At 58.2% G+C, this 20,404-nt stretch carries 16 protein-coding genes and 1 tRNA gene; 7 read left to right on the forward strand and 10 right to left on the reverse strand.

Annotation, left to right across the window (positions count from 1 at the left end):
* On the forward strand, positions 1 to 1,037 hold a 1,037-nt coding region (locus tag ACX9NE_RS05230), incomplete at its 5' end, for a hypothetical protein (RefSeq protein WP_459360855.1).
* Here the strand turns inward: ACX9NE_RS05230 and ACX9NE_RS05235 are convergent.
* From ACX9NE_RS05235 to ACX9NE_RS05260, 6 genes are all read right to left on the reverse strand, one after another.
* Entirely contained in the window at positions 1,034 to 2,407 is a 1,374-nt protein-coding gene (locus ACX9NE_RS05235) for a tyrosine-type recombinase/integrase (RefSeq protein ID WP_459360854.1), read from the reverse strand. The two genes, ACX9NE_RS05230 and ACX9NE_RS05235, sit on opposite strands and share 4 nt — an antisense overlap.
* Positions 2,407 to 3,090 (reverse strand): recombinase family protein, encoded by a 684-nt coding sequence (locus tag ACX9NE_RS05240; protein WP_459370694.1) that lies wholly within the window; start codon positions 3,088 to 3,090, stop codon positions 2,407 to 2,409. Before ACX9NE_RS05240 ends, ACX9NE_RS05235 begins: the two co-directional genes overlap by 1 nt.
* A 90-nt stretch (positions 3,091 to 3,180) precedes the next feature.
* Positions 3,181 to 4,275 carry a hypothetical protein gene (locus ACX9NE_RS05245; protein ID WP_459360853.1) on the reverse strand — a complete coding sequence of 365 codons (1,095 nt, stop codon included), beginning with the start codon at positions 4,273 to 4,275 and terminating at the stop codon, positions 3,181 to 3,183.
* A gap of 511 nt (positions 4,276 to 4,786) precedes the next feature.
* Positions 4,787 to 6,166 (reverse strand): AAA family ATPase, encoded by a 1,380-nt coding sequence (locus ACX9NE_RS05250; protein ID WP_459360852.1) that lies wholly within the window; start codon positions 6,164 to 6,166, stop codon positions 4,787 to 4,789.
* 109 nt (positions 6,167 to 6,275) lie between these two features.
* On the reverse strand, positions 6,276 to 7,238 hold the full coding sequence (locus ACX9NE_RS05255) for a bifunctional DNA primase/polymerase (protein WP_459360851.1): 963 nt from the start codon (positions 7,236 to 7,238) through the stop codon (positions 6,276 to 6,278).
* On the reverse strand, positions 7,235 to 7,819 hold the full coding sequence (locus ACX9NE_RS05260) for a hypothetical protein (protein WP_459360850.1): 585 nt from the start codon (positions 7,817 to 7,819) through the stop codon (positions 7,235 to 7,237). The genes ACX9NE_RS05255 and ACX9NE_RS05260 overlap by 4 nt, the downstream gene beginning before the upstream one ends.
* 714 nt (positions 7,820 to 8,533) lie before the next feature.
* On the opposite strand from ACX9NE_RS05260, the gene ACX9NE_RS05265 reads away from it, so the two are divergent.
* A complete protein-coding gene (locus ACX9NE_RS05265) occupies positions 8,534 to 9,709 on the forward strand; it encodes a hypothetical protein (protein ID WP_459360849.1) in 1,176 nt (391 codons plus the stop codon).
* A gap of 410 nt (positions 9,710 to 10,119) precedes the next feature.
* Here ACX9NE_RS05265 and ACX9NE_RS05270 read toward each other — a convergent pair whose 3' ends face one another.
* The 4 genes from ACX9NE_RS05270 to ACX9NE_RS05285 form a co-directional block, all read right to left on the reverse strand.
* Complete coding sequence (locus ACX9NE_RS05270; RefSeq protein WP_459360848.1) at positions 10,120 to 11,103, reverse strand: hypothetical protein; 984 nt, start codon at positions 11,101 to 11,103, stop codon at positions 10,120 to 10,122.
* A gap of 634 nt (positions 11,104 to 11,737) precedes the next feature.
* Positions 11,738 to 11,811 (reverse strand) — tRNA-Ile (locus tag ACX9NE_RS05275).
* Between the two features lie 1,589 nt (positions 11,812 to 13,400).
* Entirely contained in the window at positions 13,401 to 13,709 is a 309-nt protein-coding gene (locus tag ACX9NE_RS05280) for a Rieske (2Fe-2S) protein (RefSeq protein WP_459360847.1), read from the reverse strand.
* A complete protein-coding gene (locus ACX9NE_RS05285; RefSeq protein ID WP_459360846.1) occupies positions 13,706 to 14,407 on the reverse strand; it encodes a TetR/AcrR family transcriptional regulator in 702 nt (233 codons plus the stop codon). Before ACX9NE_RS05285 ends, ACX9NE_RS05280 begins: the two co-directional genes overlap by 4 nt.
* 85 nt (positions 14,408 to 14,492) lie before the next feature.
* Here ACX9NE_RS05285 and ACX9NE_RS05290 point away from each other — a divergent pair, with 85 nt between their 5' ends.
* The 5 genes from ACX9NE_RS05290 to ACX9NE_RS05310 are packed head-to-tail and all read left to right on the forward strand — an operon-like array spanning position 14,493 to position 20,397.
* Positions 14,493 to 15,287, forward strand: a complete 795-nt coding sequence (locus tag ACX9NE_RS05290) for an SDR family NAD(P)-dependent oxidoreductase (protein ID WP_459360845.1) — start codon at positions 14,493 to 14,495, stop codon at positions 15,285 to 15,287.
* Positions 15,272 to 16,555, forward strand: coding sequence for a cytochrome P450 (locus ACX9NE_RS05295; RefSeq protein WP_459360844.1), 1,284 nt, complete (start codon positions 15,272 to 15,274; stop codon positions 16,553 to 16,555). The genes ACX9NE_RS05290 and ACX9NE_RS05295 overlap by 16 nt, the downstream gene beginning before the upstream one ends.
* An 18-nt stretch (positions 16,556 to 16,573) precedes the next feature.
* Positions 16,574 to 17,587, forward strand: coding sequence for an LLM class flavin-dependent oxidoreductase (locus tag ACX9NE_RS05300; RefSeq protein ID WP_459360843.1), 1,014 nt, complete (start codon positions 16,574 to 16,576; stop codon positions 17,585 to 17,587).
* A gap of 27 nt (positions 17,588 to 17,614) precedes the next feature.
* Positions 17,615 to 19,213: a flavin-containing monooxygenase gene (locus ACX9NE_RS05305; RefSeq protein WP_459360842.1), complete on the forward strand. Its 1,599-nt coding sequence runs from the start codon at positions 17,615 to 17,617 to the stop codon at positions 19,211 to 19,213.
* The gene (locus ACX9NE_RS05310; RefSeq protein WP_459360841.1) at positions 19,210 to 20,397 is read left to right on the forward strand and encodes an alpha/beta hydrolase fold domain-containing protein; all 1,188 of its coding nucleotides are present in this window, start codon (positions 19,210 to 19,212) and stop codon (positions 20,395 to 20,397) included. The genes ACX9NE_RS05305 and ACX9NE_RS05310 overlap by 4 nt, the downstream gene beginning before the upstream one ends.
* Positions 20,398 to 20,404 lie beyond the last annotated feature (7 nt).

Below are 20,404 nucleotides of genomic sequence, written 5' to 3' on the forward strand. Positions count from 1 at the left end.
CATCAATGGCCGTGTTTGGGATCAACCGACTTGGGTGGGGCGTATTAACGCAGGGTTCCGCCGCTTACATCAAAGCTACAGGTGCGGTAAAAACGTTCAGATCATTTGGCGCAGTGGGCAAATCAACCCTCGTAATAATGTTCTTGGCGGGATGGATCCTGCTTGGTTTTTTCGCGCGCGAAGATTTGGGTAACTCCAAGTGGTGGCACGGCCTTTCATACATTCCAAACATCGCTGCCGGATTTACGGGGTTTCTTATCGGTGCACCAGTTGCGCTTGTCTTACTAGCAAGCTTCACCATTGACCGAGAAGACCGAACGGCGTTAGACCGCGTCAACAGATTGACCAAACTGGCCTGGAATGAATTCCGCGATAGCGTCAACGTGCTTTGCAACGAATCACGCATATATGGAGTCTATAGCGATGCGATCGACGCTTACAACAATTTCAGAGAAGTGATCCGTACTTTTGACAGATACCGCCAGAGCGGTAATACGCAAGACGATTTCAACGTGTTCAACTCCGAACTCCGCAGTCAGCTTCCAAACTGGCAAGAACATCTCGCAGTGGTGAACGCAAAGGTAAAATCACGCGCCGAAATTCAGCTCGAATGGTCGGCCATCCTGGCAAGTTGGAGCACGCTCGACCAATACGTCAGATTGCAGCGACTAGAACGAAACTTGCAATGGTTTGACCGGAATACACATGCCGACATCCGAAATCGCCTATCAGACACCGCAAATCCCGTAGAAAAGTTCTCACTATTACATGATGAGCACGCAGGAACCGCATACGACAATGTGAGCGAGGCATTCAAGCGCGCGAGAGTATGGGCCGATCTAAACAAACACGATTTGGATAAACAATTCCTGATGGCGGGAAGTGGCGGAGTGGGATTTCCGTGGTACGACACGAGCCGATACGCCACAGAAGCATATAGTGCTCAAACTGCACTACGCGGCCTTCTGGATGCCGTCAACAAAGTCGAACAGACGAACTGGCCGCAATGCGCAACGGAACCTACAAAAACAAGCTAGCTAGAACGTTTGGCGTCTAGTGACACAACGTTGGTAGCCGCAGGGTTGGCAACCGGACGGGCCAACGGTGCGGCCTTTCCACCCTCTGCACTAGAGATGTAATCCCCGTAAGTGTCCAAAGTCAACGTAAAAGTGCTGTGCCCTAACCACTTTGACACCTGCATATAGTGCTCACCGTTAGACAGCGACATCACTGCAAACGTGTGCCGTAAATCGTGCCAACGGCTAGCAGGCAGTTTAAGCGCCGCTAGCGCAGGTCGCATGAAACGCTTGTACACGTTGTTCGGGTCAACAGGCTTCGACCAATCGAAACGGTCTGCGGAATCCTTGACGTCGCGGCCTAGGGCTTTGGCAGCGGCCAGGTCTAGACGGCCAGGAAACAACGGCGCACTTGGATCGTTGGCGCGCGGGTGGCTGGCAAGGTATGTGCGTAAATCATCTGCCAACCAAGAATCAATCGGAATCGTGCGAATTGACTTGGCAGACTTTGGCGTATCAGTCAGAAATTTTCCGCTGCGCTTGGCCTTAGTACGGCTGACAGACACAGCGCCGACAGTGCCAGTGTGAGCCGACAAAGTTAAATCGCCAATTTCTAAACCGGCCAACTCCGCTGCGCGCACTCCGGTATAGGCCGAAAAAACAAACGCCAGAGCATAAACAGGCGAGCTTTGAACGCGGGCAATCCAATCGGCAACCTGTGCGACCTGTGCCGGTGTCAGCGGCAACGGCCTAAAGTGTGCTGGTTTATCGGCTACCGCAAGGCAGGTGCCGTGGGGAGGTGTTGTCTGTTCACGCGGTTGGATTTGTTGTGATGCTTGCGCGGAAACTTTGGCGCTAGAGCCGCGAGCTTTGACGATTGCCGCTGGATTAGAGCCGATAGCACCGTTTTCCACAGCGGTATCCAGTATGCGCCGCACAACGCCGAGCACCTGGGCGGTAGTTTTGGCAGAGCGTGTGGTTTTGCGTCCAATGGCCTTGCTGCTCAACAACTCTGCCCTTAGAGCTTTGATGTCGGCAACACGGATCGACCCAACGGGCCGGTTGCCAAGTGAATCTTTGATATGCACGCGGTAGAGAGCGATATAGCCGTCTAGGGTGCGCTGAGAAATAATGCCGCGCAGAGATGCGAAATAATCGCGGGCATAGTCTCCAAGCGTGCGGATTGCAGCACTGCGAGTATCGGCAGCGGATTGCCCAATCTCTGCGGCCATCTCAATAGCGACCTTACGGCGTTCTGCTGCTTTGTAGTCGGCGCAGGTTTCGGCGCGTTGCACGTAGCGGCCCTTAATCGGCGCTCCGTAATCGTCGCGCACGTTCTCACGCCAGGTCACTTTGTAAGTGCCGTTGGGCAGACTACGAATTGACGCCATTACTTTGAACCTTTCACACGTTGCGACTGTAGAACAGCTTGAATAGTGCTGCCCTGCCACGTTTTTCCACCGCGAGCCGTTGGGATACCGTCTGCGGTCAAATCTTTTGCGATGGCGCGAATTGACTTGCCTTGCTTGCGCTCAGAAACAATGCGCTTGGCAATCTCTGGCGGCAATTCATCTGGACGGCCTAGCCTCACGCCTTGAGCACGCTTGACTGCCAAAGCCTCTCGCGTGCGTTCGCTAATACGGTCACGCTCAAAAGTGGCGACAGCGGCCAGGTTGGTCAAAGTCATCTTGCCGACTGCCGTTGAAGTGTCAATGTCGAAGTCTCCGAACACAATTGACCACCCGGCTTTGCTTGCGGCCAAATCAATTTGAAGCGCAATGATGGTGTTACGGGCCAGCCGGTCTAGCTTGGCGACAATCAATCGGTCAGCTTGGTTGTTGTCCAACAGATTCAGAGCTTCCACAAGTGCCGGCCTGCAAGCGATTTCAGCAGCACCGCTCACATTTTCATCAATCTGCCAAGACACAATCTCAAGACCGCGTTGCTTAGCAATGAAATTGATTGTGGCCCTTTGCGCTTCGATGCCAGCACTCTGCTCATCTGTGCTCACTCTTAGATAGGCAACGGTTCTTTTGCCGTCCCTAATGCCTGGCGCTGTCAAAATGCTCTCCAATCCGGCCTGGCGTGTACGCTATTCGTTCCATTACCGTACACCAAACACGCCCTGACCTGCAATGATTCGCCGTATCCGCAGGTCAGCGGCCTATTCAAGCTCGCGCAGCGCGCCGACTACCCGGTTGATCTGTGCTGCCAGGTCTAGCGCCGCGTCACCAGTGATTGTCGGCCCTGAGCGCCGCTCTGCCGCCCTATCGCGGCCTGGCCTGGGTAATGGCCTAGGGATAGGGTCTGAATCGCTCTCGTTTGACGTTGGGCTACCGAAATGCGTTTTGTCAGATTGAATGCCACCTTCAAACTCGGCAGAATTAATGTCTGTATGTTGTTGCGTGCCTACAATATTCGGTTCATGCAAGGCAGATGCGGGTGTGCAATTGCCTTGATAGTCAGCAAGATTGAACGCACTAGATTCATTGCCGCCCAACGGTTGTGCGGTGTCAGGGTCTAGGCCGCGAGCACGTCGGCTTTCTTCTCTGGTCATTGTGCCGAACTGCAAATCCGACATGATTTCATCAAACGCATTGCCTTGCGACAGAACAACTTCCGTATTTGGTTTCAGACCGGCCCTATCCAATGCGCTATTTGTGGCAGCAAGCTTTACAGATTCACTTTCGGCGTCAACAGCTAATCCAAGTAGGTTGCATGCCATACGATCTGCTGCAAGCTCTAAACGTTCTTTGGCTTTACGTTTGACTTGCGGTGCCGACGCACCATGAATCGCGCATTTAGACGTACCTCTGACTGCATATTTTCTACATTCCTCACCGTACGAATTCGTTGCGTTGCAACGTCTTTCGGCATTGTCCTCTAAATGAGCGTTCCAATGCTCTACGTTCGCATTAATCAGCGATCGGTTTTTCGTGTCGCGGCCCGGCTTCGTCGGGTGTGGCGCACGCAGACCATTTTTACTCACGCTATCCGATTCCATAGGTTTGATTTTTCCAGAGGTGGTTTTTTCTCCCCGCTCTGATTCTACGTAATCAATTCTCGCAGGCAGGTTTTCCACTATCTCGGCGTCGACAACCTCTATCGACGTGAATTCTTGCGCATCCAGCTCTTTCGCAATTTCATCGTCCGTCATGCCTGTAGCCCGCAACAACTCGATTGCTCTATCCCGCTTCTTGTTTGCGCGCTTACGTGCTCTCTGCTTGGCCCATTGTTCCGGTGTCATCTTGCCAGTCATTTGCTTTCAGCACCTTTCAGACTCACGCGATAATATTTGCCACTAACACACGCCGGTATCCGGTATTCCTCCGCTGACCCATAACCTGCCAGATTGACCCAATGGCTATGCCCCCTAGTGTTTTCCGCTGCGTAAGGACACTGCACTCTAACCCGCATACCGTCAACATCAATCTGCACAATCGGTGCGATCGGAATATGTTCTATATCAACAGTGTTCGGCCCACACTGAGTGTTCATTGCATTTTGATCCTTCCATCATTCAATCTTGCTTTTTCCCAATCACCTACAAGCACCGTTGCGCGGTGTCAGTTTGCGAGCCACCCTCGCTCGCTTGCAACCACTTAGGCGGTGTTCGTTTGTGAGTGTGCGAGCGTGCGACCGTCCTGCTTAAGCAGGGACGATCGGTCGCACACTGCGCACTACACACACTTTTTATTCCAGTGTGCGACCCCGTTTTCGGGCACCTCGCACGGTCGCAAACTGAAAGACTGCCAACATGATTGATAGCCTCAAGCATTCTTTTCCCCTGCTTCTGACGCCACGGCTTCTAGCTCTCTTTTCGCTTTCAGCTTTCTAATCCGCGCAGCACGGCGGGCAATGTCCTCTGGACTAGACGGTTTCGTAGCATCGAAAAGCGCGCAATGATAGTAGAGTTTGGAGTTTTTCGGCCCGCTTTCAACATACGCATAGTTCTTCTCGCACAACTCTTTTAGTGCAGGCTTCCAGCAATCTTTGCCTATCGGCCTGCCGTCGGCAGCTTTTACCGTGGCCTGTAAGTGCTCGATTACCTTCGACTGCGTTCTCTGCGCATCATCAAGGTGGCTCGCCAAATATGCGCTAGCGTGTTCCATACACCAATGCTTATCCGGTTTCGTGTTTGCAACTACCGTAGTCGAGATAACAGGCGGTGTAACAGAACTCCTGTAAGCTTTGGCGTCGGTCGCGTCTAAGCAATATTGGCCGATCAATTCTGATTGGTCGCTAGGGTCATAATCGACACCCAACGGTCCACGGACACCGCCAGGACGATCTTTGATAACACGCATGTAGGACCAACCGGCTTTGGTTTTCCCAAGCTTGACTTCTGAAATGAACTTGTACGCAACACCATCCATGCCGCTCATTTTGTGCTGCGAGCCAATCGGCATACCACGGTTGTCTTGTGCTTTGGGTATGTGATCGATACAGATTGTGGCAGCGCCGGTTTGACGTGCGACACGTTTAGGCAGCAACTTTAACCACGCTGCGATATCTCCACCGACAGAATCTTTCAGCCCTTCAATCGAAATACTCTCTGTCACACCATCAATCACGGCAATATCGAACGGTAGGCTTAGCGTCGCCTCAAAACCGGCTAATGCCGCTTGGGTGGTCAGCGATTCTTCTGGCCGGATATAGGCAAAACGCGAACTATCTTGCACAACTACGATAGGCACACCCAATTGATAGAGCCGCCAACCGATTCCGCGTGCATCATCTTCAAAGTCTATATACAACGCCGTGCCGCCGTCCTGTAGGACTTGCGCGACGAAATGAAGGGCGGCCCAGGTCTTTCCAGACTCAAAGTTGCCGAAAAACCAATGCACTTTGGATTTGTAGAGCAGTAGTTCACCGTCTGTGCGACGGCCCAAGTCTGGCAATATCTCGCCAGCCGACATAGCAACGGCCATATCCACCGGACACCATGAACTCGGCGTGATTGGTTCAATTGTGCTGTGTCCGTGCGGAATAAGCGAAGCCTGAAAATCAGGGTCAAACTCGGCAGGATCAAGAAAGCTGCTTCCATCATCGTCTATGCGCCACACTTTCGGCGCGACATTGGTTAACTCATAGCCGTTGTGCCCGTTGCCATTTCGCTTGCCGGTGTCTGTCTCCGGTGGTAACGTCATCACTATCCAATCCGATCAGCCCGCTTGCGTCTGACTGCCAAAATCCGAGCGCAGCGGGCTTTTCGTTTGTCTCAAATACGGGCTAACCGCCCTTAATGTCTGTTGTCCGTCACCGTGACAAAACGTGCGAACAACGCCGTGAGTCAGAACCTTTGAAACGATCACTGCGGCACTTGATTTCGTCGATGTCCTGGGCTTCAACGAATCTCGCGGCAGAGGCGCAGAGCCGGGAAAACTCACTTGCTGGTCGATTCGACGGCCAAAGCTCACGGCACGTTGCGATCACTTGTCTTGCGGTCACGTAACCTAGCCGCGCTTCACCTAGACCCATCACCAAAACATCGCGCATAGCATCGTGGGGAACTTTGGTGCTGCGAGTGTGGTAGCTTCTCAAACCCCGCAGTTTGTCTTTGCGCTTTGGGTCTGCTGCAACGTATTTCGCACAAAATTCCTCGAGGCTGATATCCACACCCCGCACACCGGCACCTGCCTTGAAATACTGCGCTAGTTCGTCTGGCAGAACTGGTGGTGTCCCTGATCTGACAACGGTTCGCATGTCGCCAGTGTCAGGGTTTGTATACGGCGGCAAGATCAAACCACCTTTAACACAACGTAGTTCGCCGCAGCGTTGACCGGAATCATTGAAAATTCCGCTGTTGGTCAAGGCAGGTGCCGTGGTTGGGAGTGTGAACCAATAATGCCCTTTGCGCTTATGCACGCTGGGCCGCGTGTTGACATAAGGCACAGATTGATCTTTGAGGTACTTGCGCCACCTAACCGGCCAGAGGTCGGGATAGTCCAAATCAATCACTACGCAACCAAACTCACCGGGAGATGTCGCCAGGGCTTGAAACCTGCCAAAACGCTTGCGCCAGGCTTTGATTTGCTCTTTGTCTGTCGTGACGTGGTGATACCAGTTGTCAGTTGAATCATTGGGATTGCCAACAAGATTGCCGCACTGTTTTCCGTTGCCTTTGGTGGCATCGAACGGCGCTAGCGGTATGCCTGCCTCGACATACGCTAGAGCGGCACGCGGCACACTCATGCCGTTGATGTCGGGTAGTTCAATCATGTTGCCGGGTGCCTAAATTCTTGACCAGGGTGCGGAAACGGCCAACCGGGCTTCTGTGTCTTTTCGCGCTGTTCTTGCGGCAGATCAAACCAACACCAACAGTGTTTGCAGAACCTATACAAGCAAGCCCATTCGCCAAAGCCCAACGCTTGCACGACAAAAGCTTGTGTGTCGCAGAAAGTTGACACACCGACATCACACACATAGCGGTAACGCTCTGAAAGATATTCTTCGATAAGGCTTTCCACAGTATTTTCGGCAAGAGAAAACCTTATGCGCGGATCGAAGCCGAACAGAGCGCACGGCCCGGCAGGAAACTTATCCTGCTCTGGATCGGAGTTGCTTAGATGTTCGTCAATAGTATTGGCGCACAGCCTACGCTTGTTTTCGTCCCACGTTTGTTCAACTTGATTGCGGCTCAACTCTTGTAATACCGCATCTTCTCGCGACCAATCGACAACTAGCGGCGCAGTGCTAGTCCCTTCCATCTGGCATTGTCTGTGTACGGCGTTGATCCGTTGGCGAATCGACTGGTACTTGTCGTCTGAGAACTTCTTGAAGACACTAGGATCAAAGCTCATGCTGCGCTTGCCTTTCGTATGGTTTTGCGAAAACACTTGTAGCACAGCTAGTATCCGGCTTTAATATCGACAGCCATTTTGCCGCCGGCGGTTTCTTCAACACGGTGAATTCTCACGCTGTACGCGACTTTGATTCTGTGCGAACAGCTTTCACAGGTGAACATCTACTTACAGAGATTCCAGCCAATCGTCTAGCCACGCTTTTTTCCAGAAGTGGCTTTTACCAACAGGTTTGCCCTCATGCAGTGTCTTGAGGCGTCCTGCGGCATGAACGATTGAATTTGGTGTAATAGTGTGAAACCCCTTGGAACGGCAGTATATTGCGGCACCGTTTTTGTCTAGCCATTCAACGGCTGGCGAATCAATCCGTGGCGCAGTAAGATTCATTAGTACCCCTAACTAGTGTCTGCGTATTTCGGCCTGACGTGGCCTGATACCTCCACATTACGGCGTAATGCTCCGCAATGCAATGACATTCGCTCATAGGTGCTTGCATTGCGTCCCACGGCGCGCGAGAATGGCGCTCAGGCGCAGCGTGAGAGCCGTGTAAGAGTGCCCTAGAGCCAACCGCCAGGCCAACTCGGTGAGAGACCCGAGAGCCGCCGTGCGCAAGCTGATTTAGCGGGTTTTTTCCTACCTTTACCGCTAAATCGCATGCGGCCAGCGGTCTTTGGACAAAACACTATCTCTCACAACTGCAAAGGATTTTTGAAGATGCCTACACAAAACCTCTGGAAAGGCCCGCTACCCTTTGGGGCTGATCTTGGTATTGGAACTGAAGGTGACGTTCTGCCAAGGGTTACCCACACTGCCGACGGAGTTGACCTCAATACGGTTTTCACAACGATGCAAGCTGCATTGGCTACGTGGAATGCTCACCGCAGCAAGGTTGTTGACGTGCTCTCTTACTGGCACCAATCTGCGGCAGATGCAATTTCGCAAGCATTAAATGAGGACGATTTTGAACTTGCCAGCGAGCATGGCGAGCCGGAAAGCCTACGCCCGCCAAGTGCTCACTTATTGGTTGGGTACGATTTTCTCGACTTTGACCGTGCCGCAAGGTATTCCTGGCGTTTTCTGCGTGACGCAGATCAACGGCAGGTTTTGGCGGTTCACGATGGGGCAATGAATTCTGACAATCGGCTTGTAACGGGTTCTATTCTGCAACGGCTCTTTTCACCGGATATTATTCTCAATCCGCAGGGCATTAGTTGCTACGGTCTATGGTCTGGTGACGACAACATGAAACCGCCTGATTTCATGGGCAAGTCTTTTGATAAGACTCACACGCACTACTTGCCAAGCGGCGCAGACGAAATCGACTCTAAAGACTTGGAAGATGCGGTACGGCATATCCGCGAGCACGGCTACGGTTTGACCGATTCAGGTCAAGAGCTTATCGCGCTGGTCAACGAAACCGAATCGGAAGTGATCCAAAGTTTCAGGGCCGGTGTCGAGAACAACAACAGCGCAAAGGCTAAGTGGGATTTCATTCCGGCGCTCAATCAGCCGACGTTTGTTCTGCAAGACGGCGGCCAGCTTGTCGGCGATCAGCCAAACGGTGAGGTTTTCAGCTTGCCGCGTGTTGGTAAGTACGGGCCAATAAGCATTGTCGAAAGTTCAATGATTCCAAGCGGTTACTTCGCTGTTGTCGCAACCTCTGGGCCTGGCGCTCAATCCAACATTGTTGGTGTGCGCGAACACGTTAACCAGAATTATCGCGGCTTGCGTCATCTGCCGGGAAATACTAACGGGTATCCGCTGTTGGAAAGTTTTTACAGTAGATCGTTCGGCACCGGCGTTCGGCACCGTGGCGCTGGTGTTGCGGTTCAATTGACAGACGAAAACACCTACACCGCACCGGAAATCCCCGGCGCTGCGTTGATGTAAGTAATTGCCATGCAACGTAATACGGGTTTTCAACCTGGCGTTAGCCTTACACCGCCAATTGGTAGTGCCGAGATTCGCGAGGCGCTAGATGAGGCAAGCGAATTCGGTCTACCTGTTGGCTATCCGCATGATTATTGCGGCCTGACACCAGAACCGGACCCAATCACCAACGTAACAAACGATCTGCGGATATGAGCCAGCGCCGGATACATGCTGCAATGTCCCTGCGTGTGTATCCGGCGTTCTACCAACGCAATTGAAGAACCTTGCAACAAAGCCGTAAATCCCTTCCGGTCAGTTGCAAGCGCGGTTCCCGAAAGCGCGTTGTCCTGCTGACCCGCTGCGCGGTGTGTAGGGAAACAAATACACCACCCGGTTGGCCCACCCTCTGACCGGGTGGTGTATTTATGCTAGTCGAGTCTTTCTAGCGACTCATCAATGGCGGCAAGCTCTTTGAGGGCTTTTTGTCGCTTGGCTTCGATCTGCTTGCGTTGAAGCTTGCGCTGCAATTTGCGTTCACGCTCACGGCGTCGCCGCGCACGTTCGGCCTCTGCGTTGCCTGATTCTCCGTACTCGCCAGCGATACGCCGTAGAATTTGACGCTCGGATCGTTCGGCAACCCGTAAGGTGTCCAGTGCATCGTGGTCGATGTGCTGTTCTATGGCCTGAGAAACTAAGCCGCGCAGTGTGTTTGAGTCGATAGCATCGACTTCGACGCACTCACCAAATCCGCTTCCGGTCTTGTCTGGCCGCGTCTGCAAGTTCCACTGTTCAATTTGGTTGGGAGTCACCGCGATCCGCTCAAAGTGCAAATCGATGTCGGCAGGCACCAAGTCACGCAATCGCTCTTGGGTCTTGTTCCAAGCGTCTACGCCTGCCTTATCGTGGTCGCCCAATTGATATATGTGCGTGGGCTTGTCGATTTCTTCGATCTGCTCTGCGGCTTCCCATAAGAATGTCTCAGACGCAAAGCCGCGAGCCACAACTAGCGGCACGTCCCATTGGCGCGTTGTGGTGCTGATTACGCCGGTGATCGCGTCCTTTTCGGTCCACACTTCAACGTAAACGTCTTGCTCACTCCACAACCGGCGACGGTAAAACCGTGCGGTGGCGTTCAACGCATCATCTAGCCCGTTGTATGCCAGCACAGAGATTCTTCGCCGGGAGCTATCAGCGATCCAGCCGTAAGGCAACCGGCCCTGGCGGCGCATCTGCAATGTGAGCTTCTGAACTTGCGCGTAGCCGCGCTCGGTCTTAGGCACTAGTCCCTTAGACATGACGCGGTAGAACAGGCCGCGCACCGTAACGGGTTGCTCGCGCTCGGCAATCTCGGCTATGGCAGCGGCAAGAGTCTCACGCTGCGCGCTGGTCATCCTGTTGCGCTGGGTGGTCACGTTGGTCCTGTCCATAAGGGGCTAGTGCCTTATACCTCCGTTGTGAGCGTATGCGCTCTAAGGGGCTAGTGCCTTACACGCACCGGCGTTTCCACCCAAGAATCTGTAGCCGTCCCAATGCGCGCTGGTGCGCTGGCACCGGACGGGCGGCTATCGGCGCTCTGCGGGCCGCTCAGGGCCGTTTACGGGGCATCTGTGCTGGTCAGCGCGCCGGTTGGAGCGCCAGGCGGTTCGAACGGGTGTTCGATGACGGCGGGTCGGCGCTGATCTGTGCTGGTCAACGGCGCTATGTGCTTGAAATTAATTGTGCTGCAATCAATTACGTGTTTCTGGCCGTTCGGAAATCTATTACGGCTCAAGGGCTTTGCGCTGGTCAAGCGGTGTTTTGGCGTGCGTATCAGTTTGGATACAGATAACCGGCCCGCATGACAGTTCCGTCACGGTAGGCAACCGTGTCAAAAACTGGGCGAAGTTTACGCCGCGCACTGGTGCCAGGGCCGTTTGCTGGCAGTGGCTAGGTGAGCGTTTAAGTCATTTGCTTGCTGCCAAAGTGTTGCCAGAATCGGCATAGCTAGATGCGCTAACTTTGGACTAGCAAGCTCCAATCTGGTGTTCTAGCTGGCCTTTTAAGTTGTGGGGCGGGCGGGGCTCGAACCCGCGACCAACGGATTATGAGTCCGCGGCTCTAACCAACTGAGCTACCGCCCCCGATGCTAGCTAACTGCGGATATCGGCTCCGCTTCGTTTTGACCGAAGCCCAGCGACCGCAGTAACACAGCAACGCTTTCGATCGCGTTGCCCGAGGCGTCCGCTACCCCCGCCGGGTCGGTGCTCAGCAAGTGCCCGGAGCGCTCACGCGGCAAGGCAACTGTCGCGCACCTAAGAGACCTCTGCACGACCTTGAGATTAGCGCTCCCGCTGATCGCCGACGACGAGCGGGTGAAGGTCGCTGGGTCAATCGGTAGCTCTACTCCGCCGCCAACCGGTGAAAGCGTCGTACGCGGCGAGGAGGCCCGGGAGGATGACCGGGGACAAGATCATCACGACGTACGCGATGATGGTCAGAATGCTTGTGATCATCTTTTTCGACTCACAGTCTCCGCGTGGCGGATCGGTTGGTGTTCGGTTCGAGGGGGCTCGTCGGCGTCGCGCATGACGCATCCGTCGCTGTCGGGATGATTGGTGCACTCTCGTAGGGACACTCCGGGCGAGTGCTCATGGGCCAGCCGACCCACGATGTCCTCGATGCGGTGCAGGTCGGCTGGGAACGTGCCGGGCCCGAACCGCGAGAGGGACGGCTGCCACGCGACGGGTGGCAGCAGCGCTCATGCGATCTTCTCTGACTCGTGGTGCGCAACCGCGGGCTCGGTTGCGACGGCGGCAGCGCTAGCTGCGGATCGGCTCCCGATGATTGCAACGCCGGTGATGTCGTGAGCCGTGATTTCAACCATGAAACAAACCGTAGATCGACCCTGGGGGTCGGTTCGTCGCCATTCGGGGTGCACTTTGTCGCCATTCGGGGGTGAAAAGGGTTGAGGCGCAAGCCCCGCGCCACGGGACCGCACGGCCCAGACAACGGATTCAGGCGAATCACGCCCAGGACAGTCCCCCAATCCGAAGGGTCGCATGACCTGGAAAGCAGCTGGCCCGAATATCCGCGCGAAGGCGTCCGGCGACAGGGCGAAGGATTTGCCGATCACGTGACAGTGCTTGCTGGACAACTACATCGATGTCACGGTCTGCCTGCGGACGCGTTTGTTCACCGAGATCGCGTGAAGCGGCAATCCCCCAAGCCGTGGACGGTTACCACGTGTCAGCGGCCGGCGCGGATCTCGTTACGTTAGCTCCCCACAACGTGTTTCACAATGACATCTCGAACGAGAGTGACGCCCAGCTCCGGCAATCGGCGCGGTCCCTGCACCGCGCGGCGGAGGGTGCGTCGCGCCCTGCTTCCTCCGTCTCGGCTCGTGTCTTGACCGGCGACGAAGTCTGCTTTCGCATAATTGAGTAATCTATCAAAAGATGTCGCCGGGCGATAGGGTGATCGTCGTGACTGGCGCCGCATCAGCAATCGGACACGCAGCCGCACAGGCCGCCGCGGCTGCCGCACAGTAAGCAACCGCTCCTCGGCCATCCGCCCCGCGCGTTCCAAATCCGTTGCAAACCTGATGTTTCGCCGTCGCGTTCCGGACGCACCCGCTGCGGTGCAAACGCCGAACTGGCGCAAGATGGCGAGGGATCAAAACGCGTAGGCGGCGCGCAGATAATCGGCCGGATTCGGCGATGACACCTTCGGTTCAGCTGATTCCGATCTCGACATGTCCGTCGACGATGCGAGCCGGCCACGTCGCGACGTCGTCTTCGGCCGGCGGGCCAATCGCCTGGCCCGAGCGCACGTCGAAGATCGCGCCGTGGCGCGGGCAGGTGATTTCGCCGTCGCAGAGCAGACCGGCGGCCAGCGAGGCGCCGGCATGCGTGCAGCGATCGTCGATGGCATGGATCTGCCCGTCGACAAGAAACAGCGCGACGGGCGAGCCGGCGACGGTTACCGTGTGGCCGCGGTCGGCGGGCAGCTCGGTAAGTTCGGCAACGACAACGTATTTCATGATGACCTCTGGGTTCGAGCCTGACGTCCGGCTTCGGTCCGCACGGCGGGGCGGAGGGCGCGCTCCTCGTCGGCGTGCAACGGGATGTGCAGTGCGCTGTCCACCAGGTGAACGAGCATACGGTCGACGTCGGCGTTGCGGGCCGCTCCGAATTTCATCAACGCCACGATGTGGGCAGCGCCGTTGAAGATCCGCGCCGCGGCGTCGACATCGATGTGCGGATGGACCGTGCCCGCGCGAACGCCGCCGCGAATCTTCGCGCGGATGCGTCGCAACGCTCGTTTCTGGAAGTCCAGCCAGCCTGGCCAGGTTTGATCACGAATCGCCGTGCTCCAGTCAAGCCACACCCGCACATGGTCGGGATGGGTGTCGATCGAGTCGGCGAAGGCCTGAGCCAGCGCCAACAACGCCGCACGCGCGTCGTCGTGGGAGTCCAGGACGTCTCGAATCATCGTGGAAAATAACGCATCGACGGCTTCCAGCACGTCGTGCACCAACGTCTGGCGGTTGGGAAAGTGCACGAACACGGTCGCGACCGACACGCCGGTGTCCTCGGCGATGGCCGCGTGGGTGGCACGTCCGATGCCGTCGCGCGCGAACACCCCGATCGCGCTGTCGAGCAGTTGGGCCCGCCGATCGGCGGTGCGCATCCACTGGCGTTTGGTGCCGGCGGGCATTGTCGGTTCTACGGCAGGCATCTCAAGCACCCACGAGGTCGCACTCTGTTTCTCCGTCTCAGCTCGACTCTTGACTGGCTCTGCGGCGAAGTCTACTTTAACAAAAGTGAGTGATCTATCAAAAGATGCCACCACCCATCCGCACAACGGAGTCATGCTCAACGATCGGGTGATTGTGATAACCGGCGCCGCATCGGGAATCGGCCGCGCAACCGCGCAGGCCGCCGCGGCGGCCGGCGCGCGCGTGGTGGTATCGGACTGCAACCCCGAGCAAGGCCGCCGCGTGGCAGCCGAGATCGGCTGCGCCGCGTTGTACGTCGAAACCGATGTCTCACGAAGCGATGACGTGCGAAGGCTTTTCGACACGGTGGACCGCCAAGTCGGGCCCGTCACCGGTGTGGTCGCCAACGCCGGAGTCGGGTCTCCGATCATGCCCACCGCCGATCATCCCGAGGCCGAATGGGACCGCGTCCTGGGCGTGGACCTCAAGGGCGTATGGCTGTGCATGCGCGAGGCCATTCCGCGGATGCTGGCGGGCGGGACGGGCGGTTCCATCGTCAACGTGGCGTCGGTGGCCGGGCTGGTCGGTTTCGCCGGAGAGGCGCCCTACTCGGCGGCCAAGCATGGGGTCGTGGGACTCACCAAAACGGCGGCGATCGAGTATGCCGCCGCCAATATCCGGGTCAATGCGGTGTGTCCCGGCGGCGTCGAAACGGCCATGGTCGAGGAGTTGGTCCGCGGCGGTGCCGTGACGAGGGCCGATCTGGAAGCCGCGCAGCCCGTCGGGCGCATCGGCCGGCCCGACGAAGTCGCCGAGGCGATCATCTGGCTGCTCTCCGACGCTGCGTCGTTGATCACCGGAGCGGCGCTTCCAGTCGACGGCGGGTGGACCGCCCGGTGAACGCAACAGCCCCAGCAGAACAAGGAGGATCAACCATGAGCGTGCAATCGAGCGACCTGCCGGTCGAGGATCCCTGGAAGGGTGTGAACCCGCTCGACCCGTCGTGGCGCGACGATCCCTATCCCTCGATGAAGGTGCTGCGCCAAACCGATCCGGTGAATTATGTACCTGGCGCCGATCTTTGGCGTCTGTTCCGCTACGACGACATCAACCGGCTCTACCGCGAGGCGCCGGCGGGCAACGTCGGCTTGGGCGGTGAGAACCCGGGACGCGAGAAAGATTCGCGCCGTGGCGGTTTCCTCGACTTCATGCTCGAGAAGGAGGGCGCCGAGCATGCACGCCTTCGCCGCCTGGTGGTCAGGGCGTTCAGCCCCAAACGGATCGCGGGGATGCGCGACGAGATCCAGCAGACCGTCGACGAGTTCCTCGCGCCGCACTGGGCGAACGGGCACATCGACTGGGTCCCTGACTTTGCCGGCCTGCTCCCCGGCACGGTGACCTGTCGCATGATGGGCGTGCCGCTCGAGGATCGCGACAAGTTCAACGATTGGACAGCGCTGCGGACCAACGCGTTCTTTGTCGACGTCCTTCCCGAGGAAGTGCTCACCCGGGCCAACGAAGCCGCCGAGCAGATGGCCGACTACTTCGAAGCGCTCGTCGAAAAACGGCGATCAGATCCGCGCGACGATCTTCTGACCGCACTGATCCGGGTGGAGGAGGAAGGCGATCGCCTCAGCCTGCACGAGCTCATCGTCCAGGTCATCGGTCTCATGGTCGCGGGCTACGAAACCACCATCGGACTGCTCGGCAACGGCATGCGGCTGTTGATCGAGCATCCCGACGCCGTCGATGCCCTTCGCGCGGACCCCTCGAAGTGGCCGCTCGCCGTTCAGGAATGCCTGCGCATCGAGGGGCCGATCCTGTTCAACTGGCGAATCCTCTGGGAGGACTACGAATTCGGCGGCAAGACGATTCCCGCGGGCGCGCAGGTGTGGGCGATGATGGCTTCGGGCAACCGCGACCCCGAACGCTTTCCCGACCCCGACCGCTTCGACATCTCGCGCACCGACACCGATCACCTGTCCTTCGGCGGGGGTCGCCACTGGTGCCTCGGCCAGAACCTGGCCCGCCTCGAGGCGGAGATCGGCTTCCGGACCTTCTTCGAACGCGCGCGCAACGTGCGCCTGGACCAGCCGGGCCATACCAAGTGGTCCTCGTCGTTCTTCCGCGTTCCGGGGAGTCTACCGATCTCGTTCGATCCGGCCTGACGACGAGGAGCTATCCCCATGGCAACAAAGGGCATTCGATTCGGTCTCTACTATGACTTCCGCAATCCGCCTGCGGCGCGCCAGGATCCGGCCGGGCTCTACGGCGGAATTCTCGATCAGATCGTGCGGGCCGAAGCGCTCGGTTGGGACGACGTGTGGATCTCCGAACATCACTTCTGCGACGACGACTACCTACCGTCCGTCTTTCCGATGGCCGCCGCGATCGCGGCGCGAACCCATCGGATTCGTATCGGCATCGCCATTTTGATTCTGCCCTTTCACGATCCGGTGCGCGTTGCCGAAGATGCCGCAGTCGTCGACATCTTGTCCAACGGCCGTGTGGAACTCGGCGTCGGGGGCGGCTACCGCGCGGAGGAGTTCGCGGGGTTCGGCATCGATCTCAAGGAGCGGGCCGGGCGCCTCAACGAGGCGCTTCCCCTGCTGCGCAAGCTCTTCGCCGGAGAGACGATCACCCACCGGGGCAAGTATTACCACTACGGCGAGGTCTCGCTGCGGCCGCTTCCGGTGCAGGGTGCCGGGCTTCCGCTCTGGGCCGGTGGAACCACCCCGGCGGCGATTCGGCGAGCGGCGCGACACTGCGACGGATTTCTCGGGCTCGGCCCGATCGCGCCGATGCTTCCCGCATACCGCGACGAATTGCGGAAAGCCGGCAAGGATCCCGACGCCGCGGAGGTGGCGTCGGCGCTGATGTGGTTGTTGGTCTCGCGCGATCCCGAGACGCGCTGGAAACAAGCGCAGGCGCACTTGTCCTACCAGATCAACCGCTATGCGAAGTGGACCAAAGACGCCGGTCTGGATTTCGTCGAACCCGCTCATGACCGCGCAGCGCTGGAACGACAGGGCTGCATGATCGTGACACCCGAGCAGGCCAGCGAAATCCTCACCAACTTCACCAAAGAAAACGAGTTGACCCGCTTCTACTCCTGGACCCTGCCACCGGGACTACCGCCCGAATGGAGCGACGAACACGTCGAGCTGTTCGCGACCGAGGTCGCGCCCAACTTTCGCTAGCCACAACCGAGGAACGTGAGAACACCTATGCCTACCACGGACGTCGACGCCATCGTCATCGGAGCCGGGTTCAGCGGCCTGCGCATGCTGTGGGAGCTTCGAAAACTCGGCCTGACAACCAAGGTCATCGAAGCCGCACCCGATGTCGGCGGCACCTGGTACTGGAACAGGTATCCCGGTGCGCGAACCGACAGCGAGAGTTGGGTGTACGCCTTCTCGTTCTCCAAGGAGCTTCAGGACGAGTGGGATTGGCAGGAGCGATACCCGACCCAGCCCGAAGCGTTGGCGTACTTGCAGCACGTGGCCGATCGTTTCGACATGCGCCGCGACATCCAGTTCGAGACGCGGATGGAGTCGGCGGTGTACGACGAAGCCGCCAAGCGCTGGGCCGTGACGACCGATCGCGGTGACACCTTCACCTGCAAGTATCTCGTGGCGGCCACCGGCGTGTTGTCGCTGCCTTACACGCCACCTTTTCCGGGCAGCGACACGTTCGTGGGCGAAAGCTATGTGACCGGCCGCTGGCCGAAAGACAAGGTGAATTTCGCAGGCAAGCGCGTCGCGGTGATCGGCACGGGCGCGTCGGCGATCCAGGCCATCCCCATCATCGCTCAGACCGCTGCGCAGGTGACGGTATTTCAGCGCACGCCGAACTACGTTCTGCCGGCGCGCAACTACACGCTCACCGACGACGAGCGCCAAGCGATCCGAACAAACTACGACGACATTTGGGAACACGCACGCGAGCACTTCTTCGGCCTTGCGATGGGACTCGCCGACCGCAGGGCCCAAGACCTCACGCCGGCAGAGCAGCAGCAGGTTCTCGAATACGGCTGGGAGGAGGGCGGCTTTCGCTTCGTCTTCGAAACCTTCGGCGACCTCTTGACCGACGATCGGTCCAACGAGTTGGCATCTGAGTTCATCCGCAACAAAATTCGCGCGATCGTGCACGACCCCAAGACCGCCGAGCTGCTCTGCCCCAAAGACTATCCCTTCGTCGGGAAGCGCCCGCCGCTCGGACACTTCTACTACGAGGCGTTCAATCGCGAGAACGTGAGCCTGGTCGATATCAGTGAGAACGCGATCTCGGAGATCACCGCTCGCGGACTTCGCACCGCAACCGACGAGTACGACGCCGACATCATCGTCTTCGCAACCGGATTCGACGCCGTCACCGGAACACTGCGAAGTCTGGACATTCGCGGCAAAGGCGGCGCAGCGCTGCGAGACACGTGGAACGACGGGCCACGGACGCATCTGGGCATCGGGGTCGACGGCTTCCCGAACATGTTTCTGATTTGCGGCCCCCAAACGCCCTTTGCCAACCTTCCGGTGGTCATCGACGGCATTGTCGATTGGATCGGCACGGCCATTAGTCACCTGGAAGCCAACGGATTTGACGCGATCGAGGCCACCCGGGAAGCGGTCGAGGCGTGGGGAAAACACATGGACGAACTCGTCAACGACACGGTGTTGCTTCGCGGCAAAGACTCGTGGTTCCTGGGCGACAACATCCCCGGAAAGCCGCACGTAGTCCTGTTCTACTTCGGCGGCGTGGGAGCCTATCGCCAAGAATGCCGAGCCGCGATCGAAGGCGGCTTTGCCGGCTTCGCGCTGTCGGCGTGACCCAGACCAACACAGAACTGGACAGACCGATGCCCGACAGACCGCACCTCAATCTTCCTGGCCGCCTGGGTGATCCCGCCATGACCCTGCGCGATGATCCGCGCGCCGACCCGCGGATGATCGCGGCGTTTGCACCGCTGGGCCTCGACCTGGCCGCCCCGGCCGCGCCGCTCGACAGAGATTCGCCGCTGCAGGACCGGCGCGCCTACGCCGCCGGCTTCGAAGAACAGTTCGGCCACGTCATCGACGCGCTTTTCGGATCGTTGCCTGCGGTGGCGGGCGTGACGTCCAGCGTCGACGAAATCGCCGGGATCGACGGGAACCGGATCAGGCTCTACATTCATCGCCCCACCCACGGCGACGCGCCGCGTCCCGGCGTGGTTCACCTGCACGGGGGCGGCATGGTCATGTTCGAGGCCGCCTGGCCGAACTACCGGCATTGGCGCGACGAACTCGCGCTCGCCGGCAACCTCGTGATCGGCGTCGAATACCGCAACGGCGCAGGCGTGCTCGGTCCGCATCCTTTTCCAGCCGGGCTCGACGACTGCGCAACCGCACTGCGTTGGGTGCACGCCCACCGCCAGGAACTCGGCATCACCAGCCTCGTCGTCTCCGGCGAGTCCGGCGGCGGAAACCTCACCCTGGCCACAGCACTCAAGGCCAACCGTGAAGGCTGGATCAACGAAATCGACGGTGTCTACGCCCAGTGCCCGTTCATCTCCAACGCCTGGCGTACCAAGCCGGCAGACCTCCCATCGCTCCACGAAAATGACGGCTACCTGCTGAACGTGGGCGCGATGGACGTGTTGGCCAGCGTCTACGATCCAAGCGGCGAAAACGACGACAATCCCCTGTGCTGGCCCTACCGCGCGCGGCCCGCCGATCTGGCGGGATTGCCGCCGCACGTGATCTCGCTGAACGAGCTCGACCCGTTCCGCGACGAAGGCCTCCGCTATGCGCGGATGCTCCTGCGCGCCGGCGTCGATGTGGTGAGTCGTTCGATCAATGGCACCTGCCATGCAGGCGACACACTACTGCGCGAGCCGCTGGCCGACGTCTACCTCGCCACCATCCACGACATCGCCAGCTTCGCGCAATCCCTTGCAGGAGAACACCTTTGCTCCGCCGAGCCTAAGCGCACCGGGATCACGCCAAGGCAACCGCCGCTGGACGGCTTGCGCTGAGGCCACA

The organism is Mycobacterium sp. ML4, from assembly GCF_054515735.1.

Excerpts from the sequence above, each read along its gene's own strand:
- ACX9NE_RS05235 (WP_459360854.1), bottom strand. The coding sequence starts at position 2,407 with ATGGCGTCAATTCGTAGTCTGCCCAACGGCACTTACAAAGTGACCTGG.
- ACX9NE_RS05245 (WP_459360853.1), bottom strand. The coding sequence starts at position 4,275 with ATGACTGGCAAGATGACACCGGAACAATGGGCCAAGCAGAGAGCACGT.
- ACX9NE_RS05250 (WP_459360852.1), bottom strand. The coding sequence starts at position 6,166 with ATGACGTTACCACCGGAGACAGACACCGGCAAGCGAAATGGCAACGGG.
- ACX9NE_RS05255 (WP_459360851.1), bottom strand. The coding sequence starts at position 7,238 with ATGATTGAACTACCCGACATCAACGGCATGAGTGTGCCGCGTGCCGCT.
- ACX9NE_RS05260 (WP_459360850.1), bottom strand. The coding sequence starts at position 7,819 with ATGAGCTTTGATCCTAGTGTCTTCAAGAAGTTCTCAGACGACAAGTAC.
- ACX9NE_RS05265 (WP_459360849.1), top strand. The coding sequence starts at position 8,534 with ATGCCTACACAAAACCTCTGGAAAGGCCCGCTACCCTTTGGGGCTGAT.
- ACX9NE_RS05280 (WP_459360847.1), bottom strand. The coding sequence starts at position 13,709 with ATGAAATACGTTGTCGTTGCCGAACTTACCGAGCTGCCCGCCGACCGC.
- ACX9NE_RS05285 (WP_459360846.1), bottom strand. The coding sequence starts at position 14,407 with ATGCCTGCCGTAGAACCGACAATGCCCGCCGGCACCAAACGCCAGTGG.
- ACX9NE_RS05300 (WP_459360843.1), top strand. The coding sequence starts at position 16,574 with ATGGCAACAAAGGGCATTCGATTCGGTCTCTACTATGACTTCCGCAAT.
- ACX9NE_RS05305 (WP_459360842.1), top strand. The coding sequence starts at position 17,615 with ATGCCTACCACGGACGTCGACGCCATCGTCATCGGAGCCGGGTTCAGC.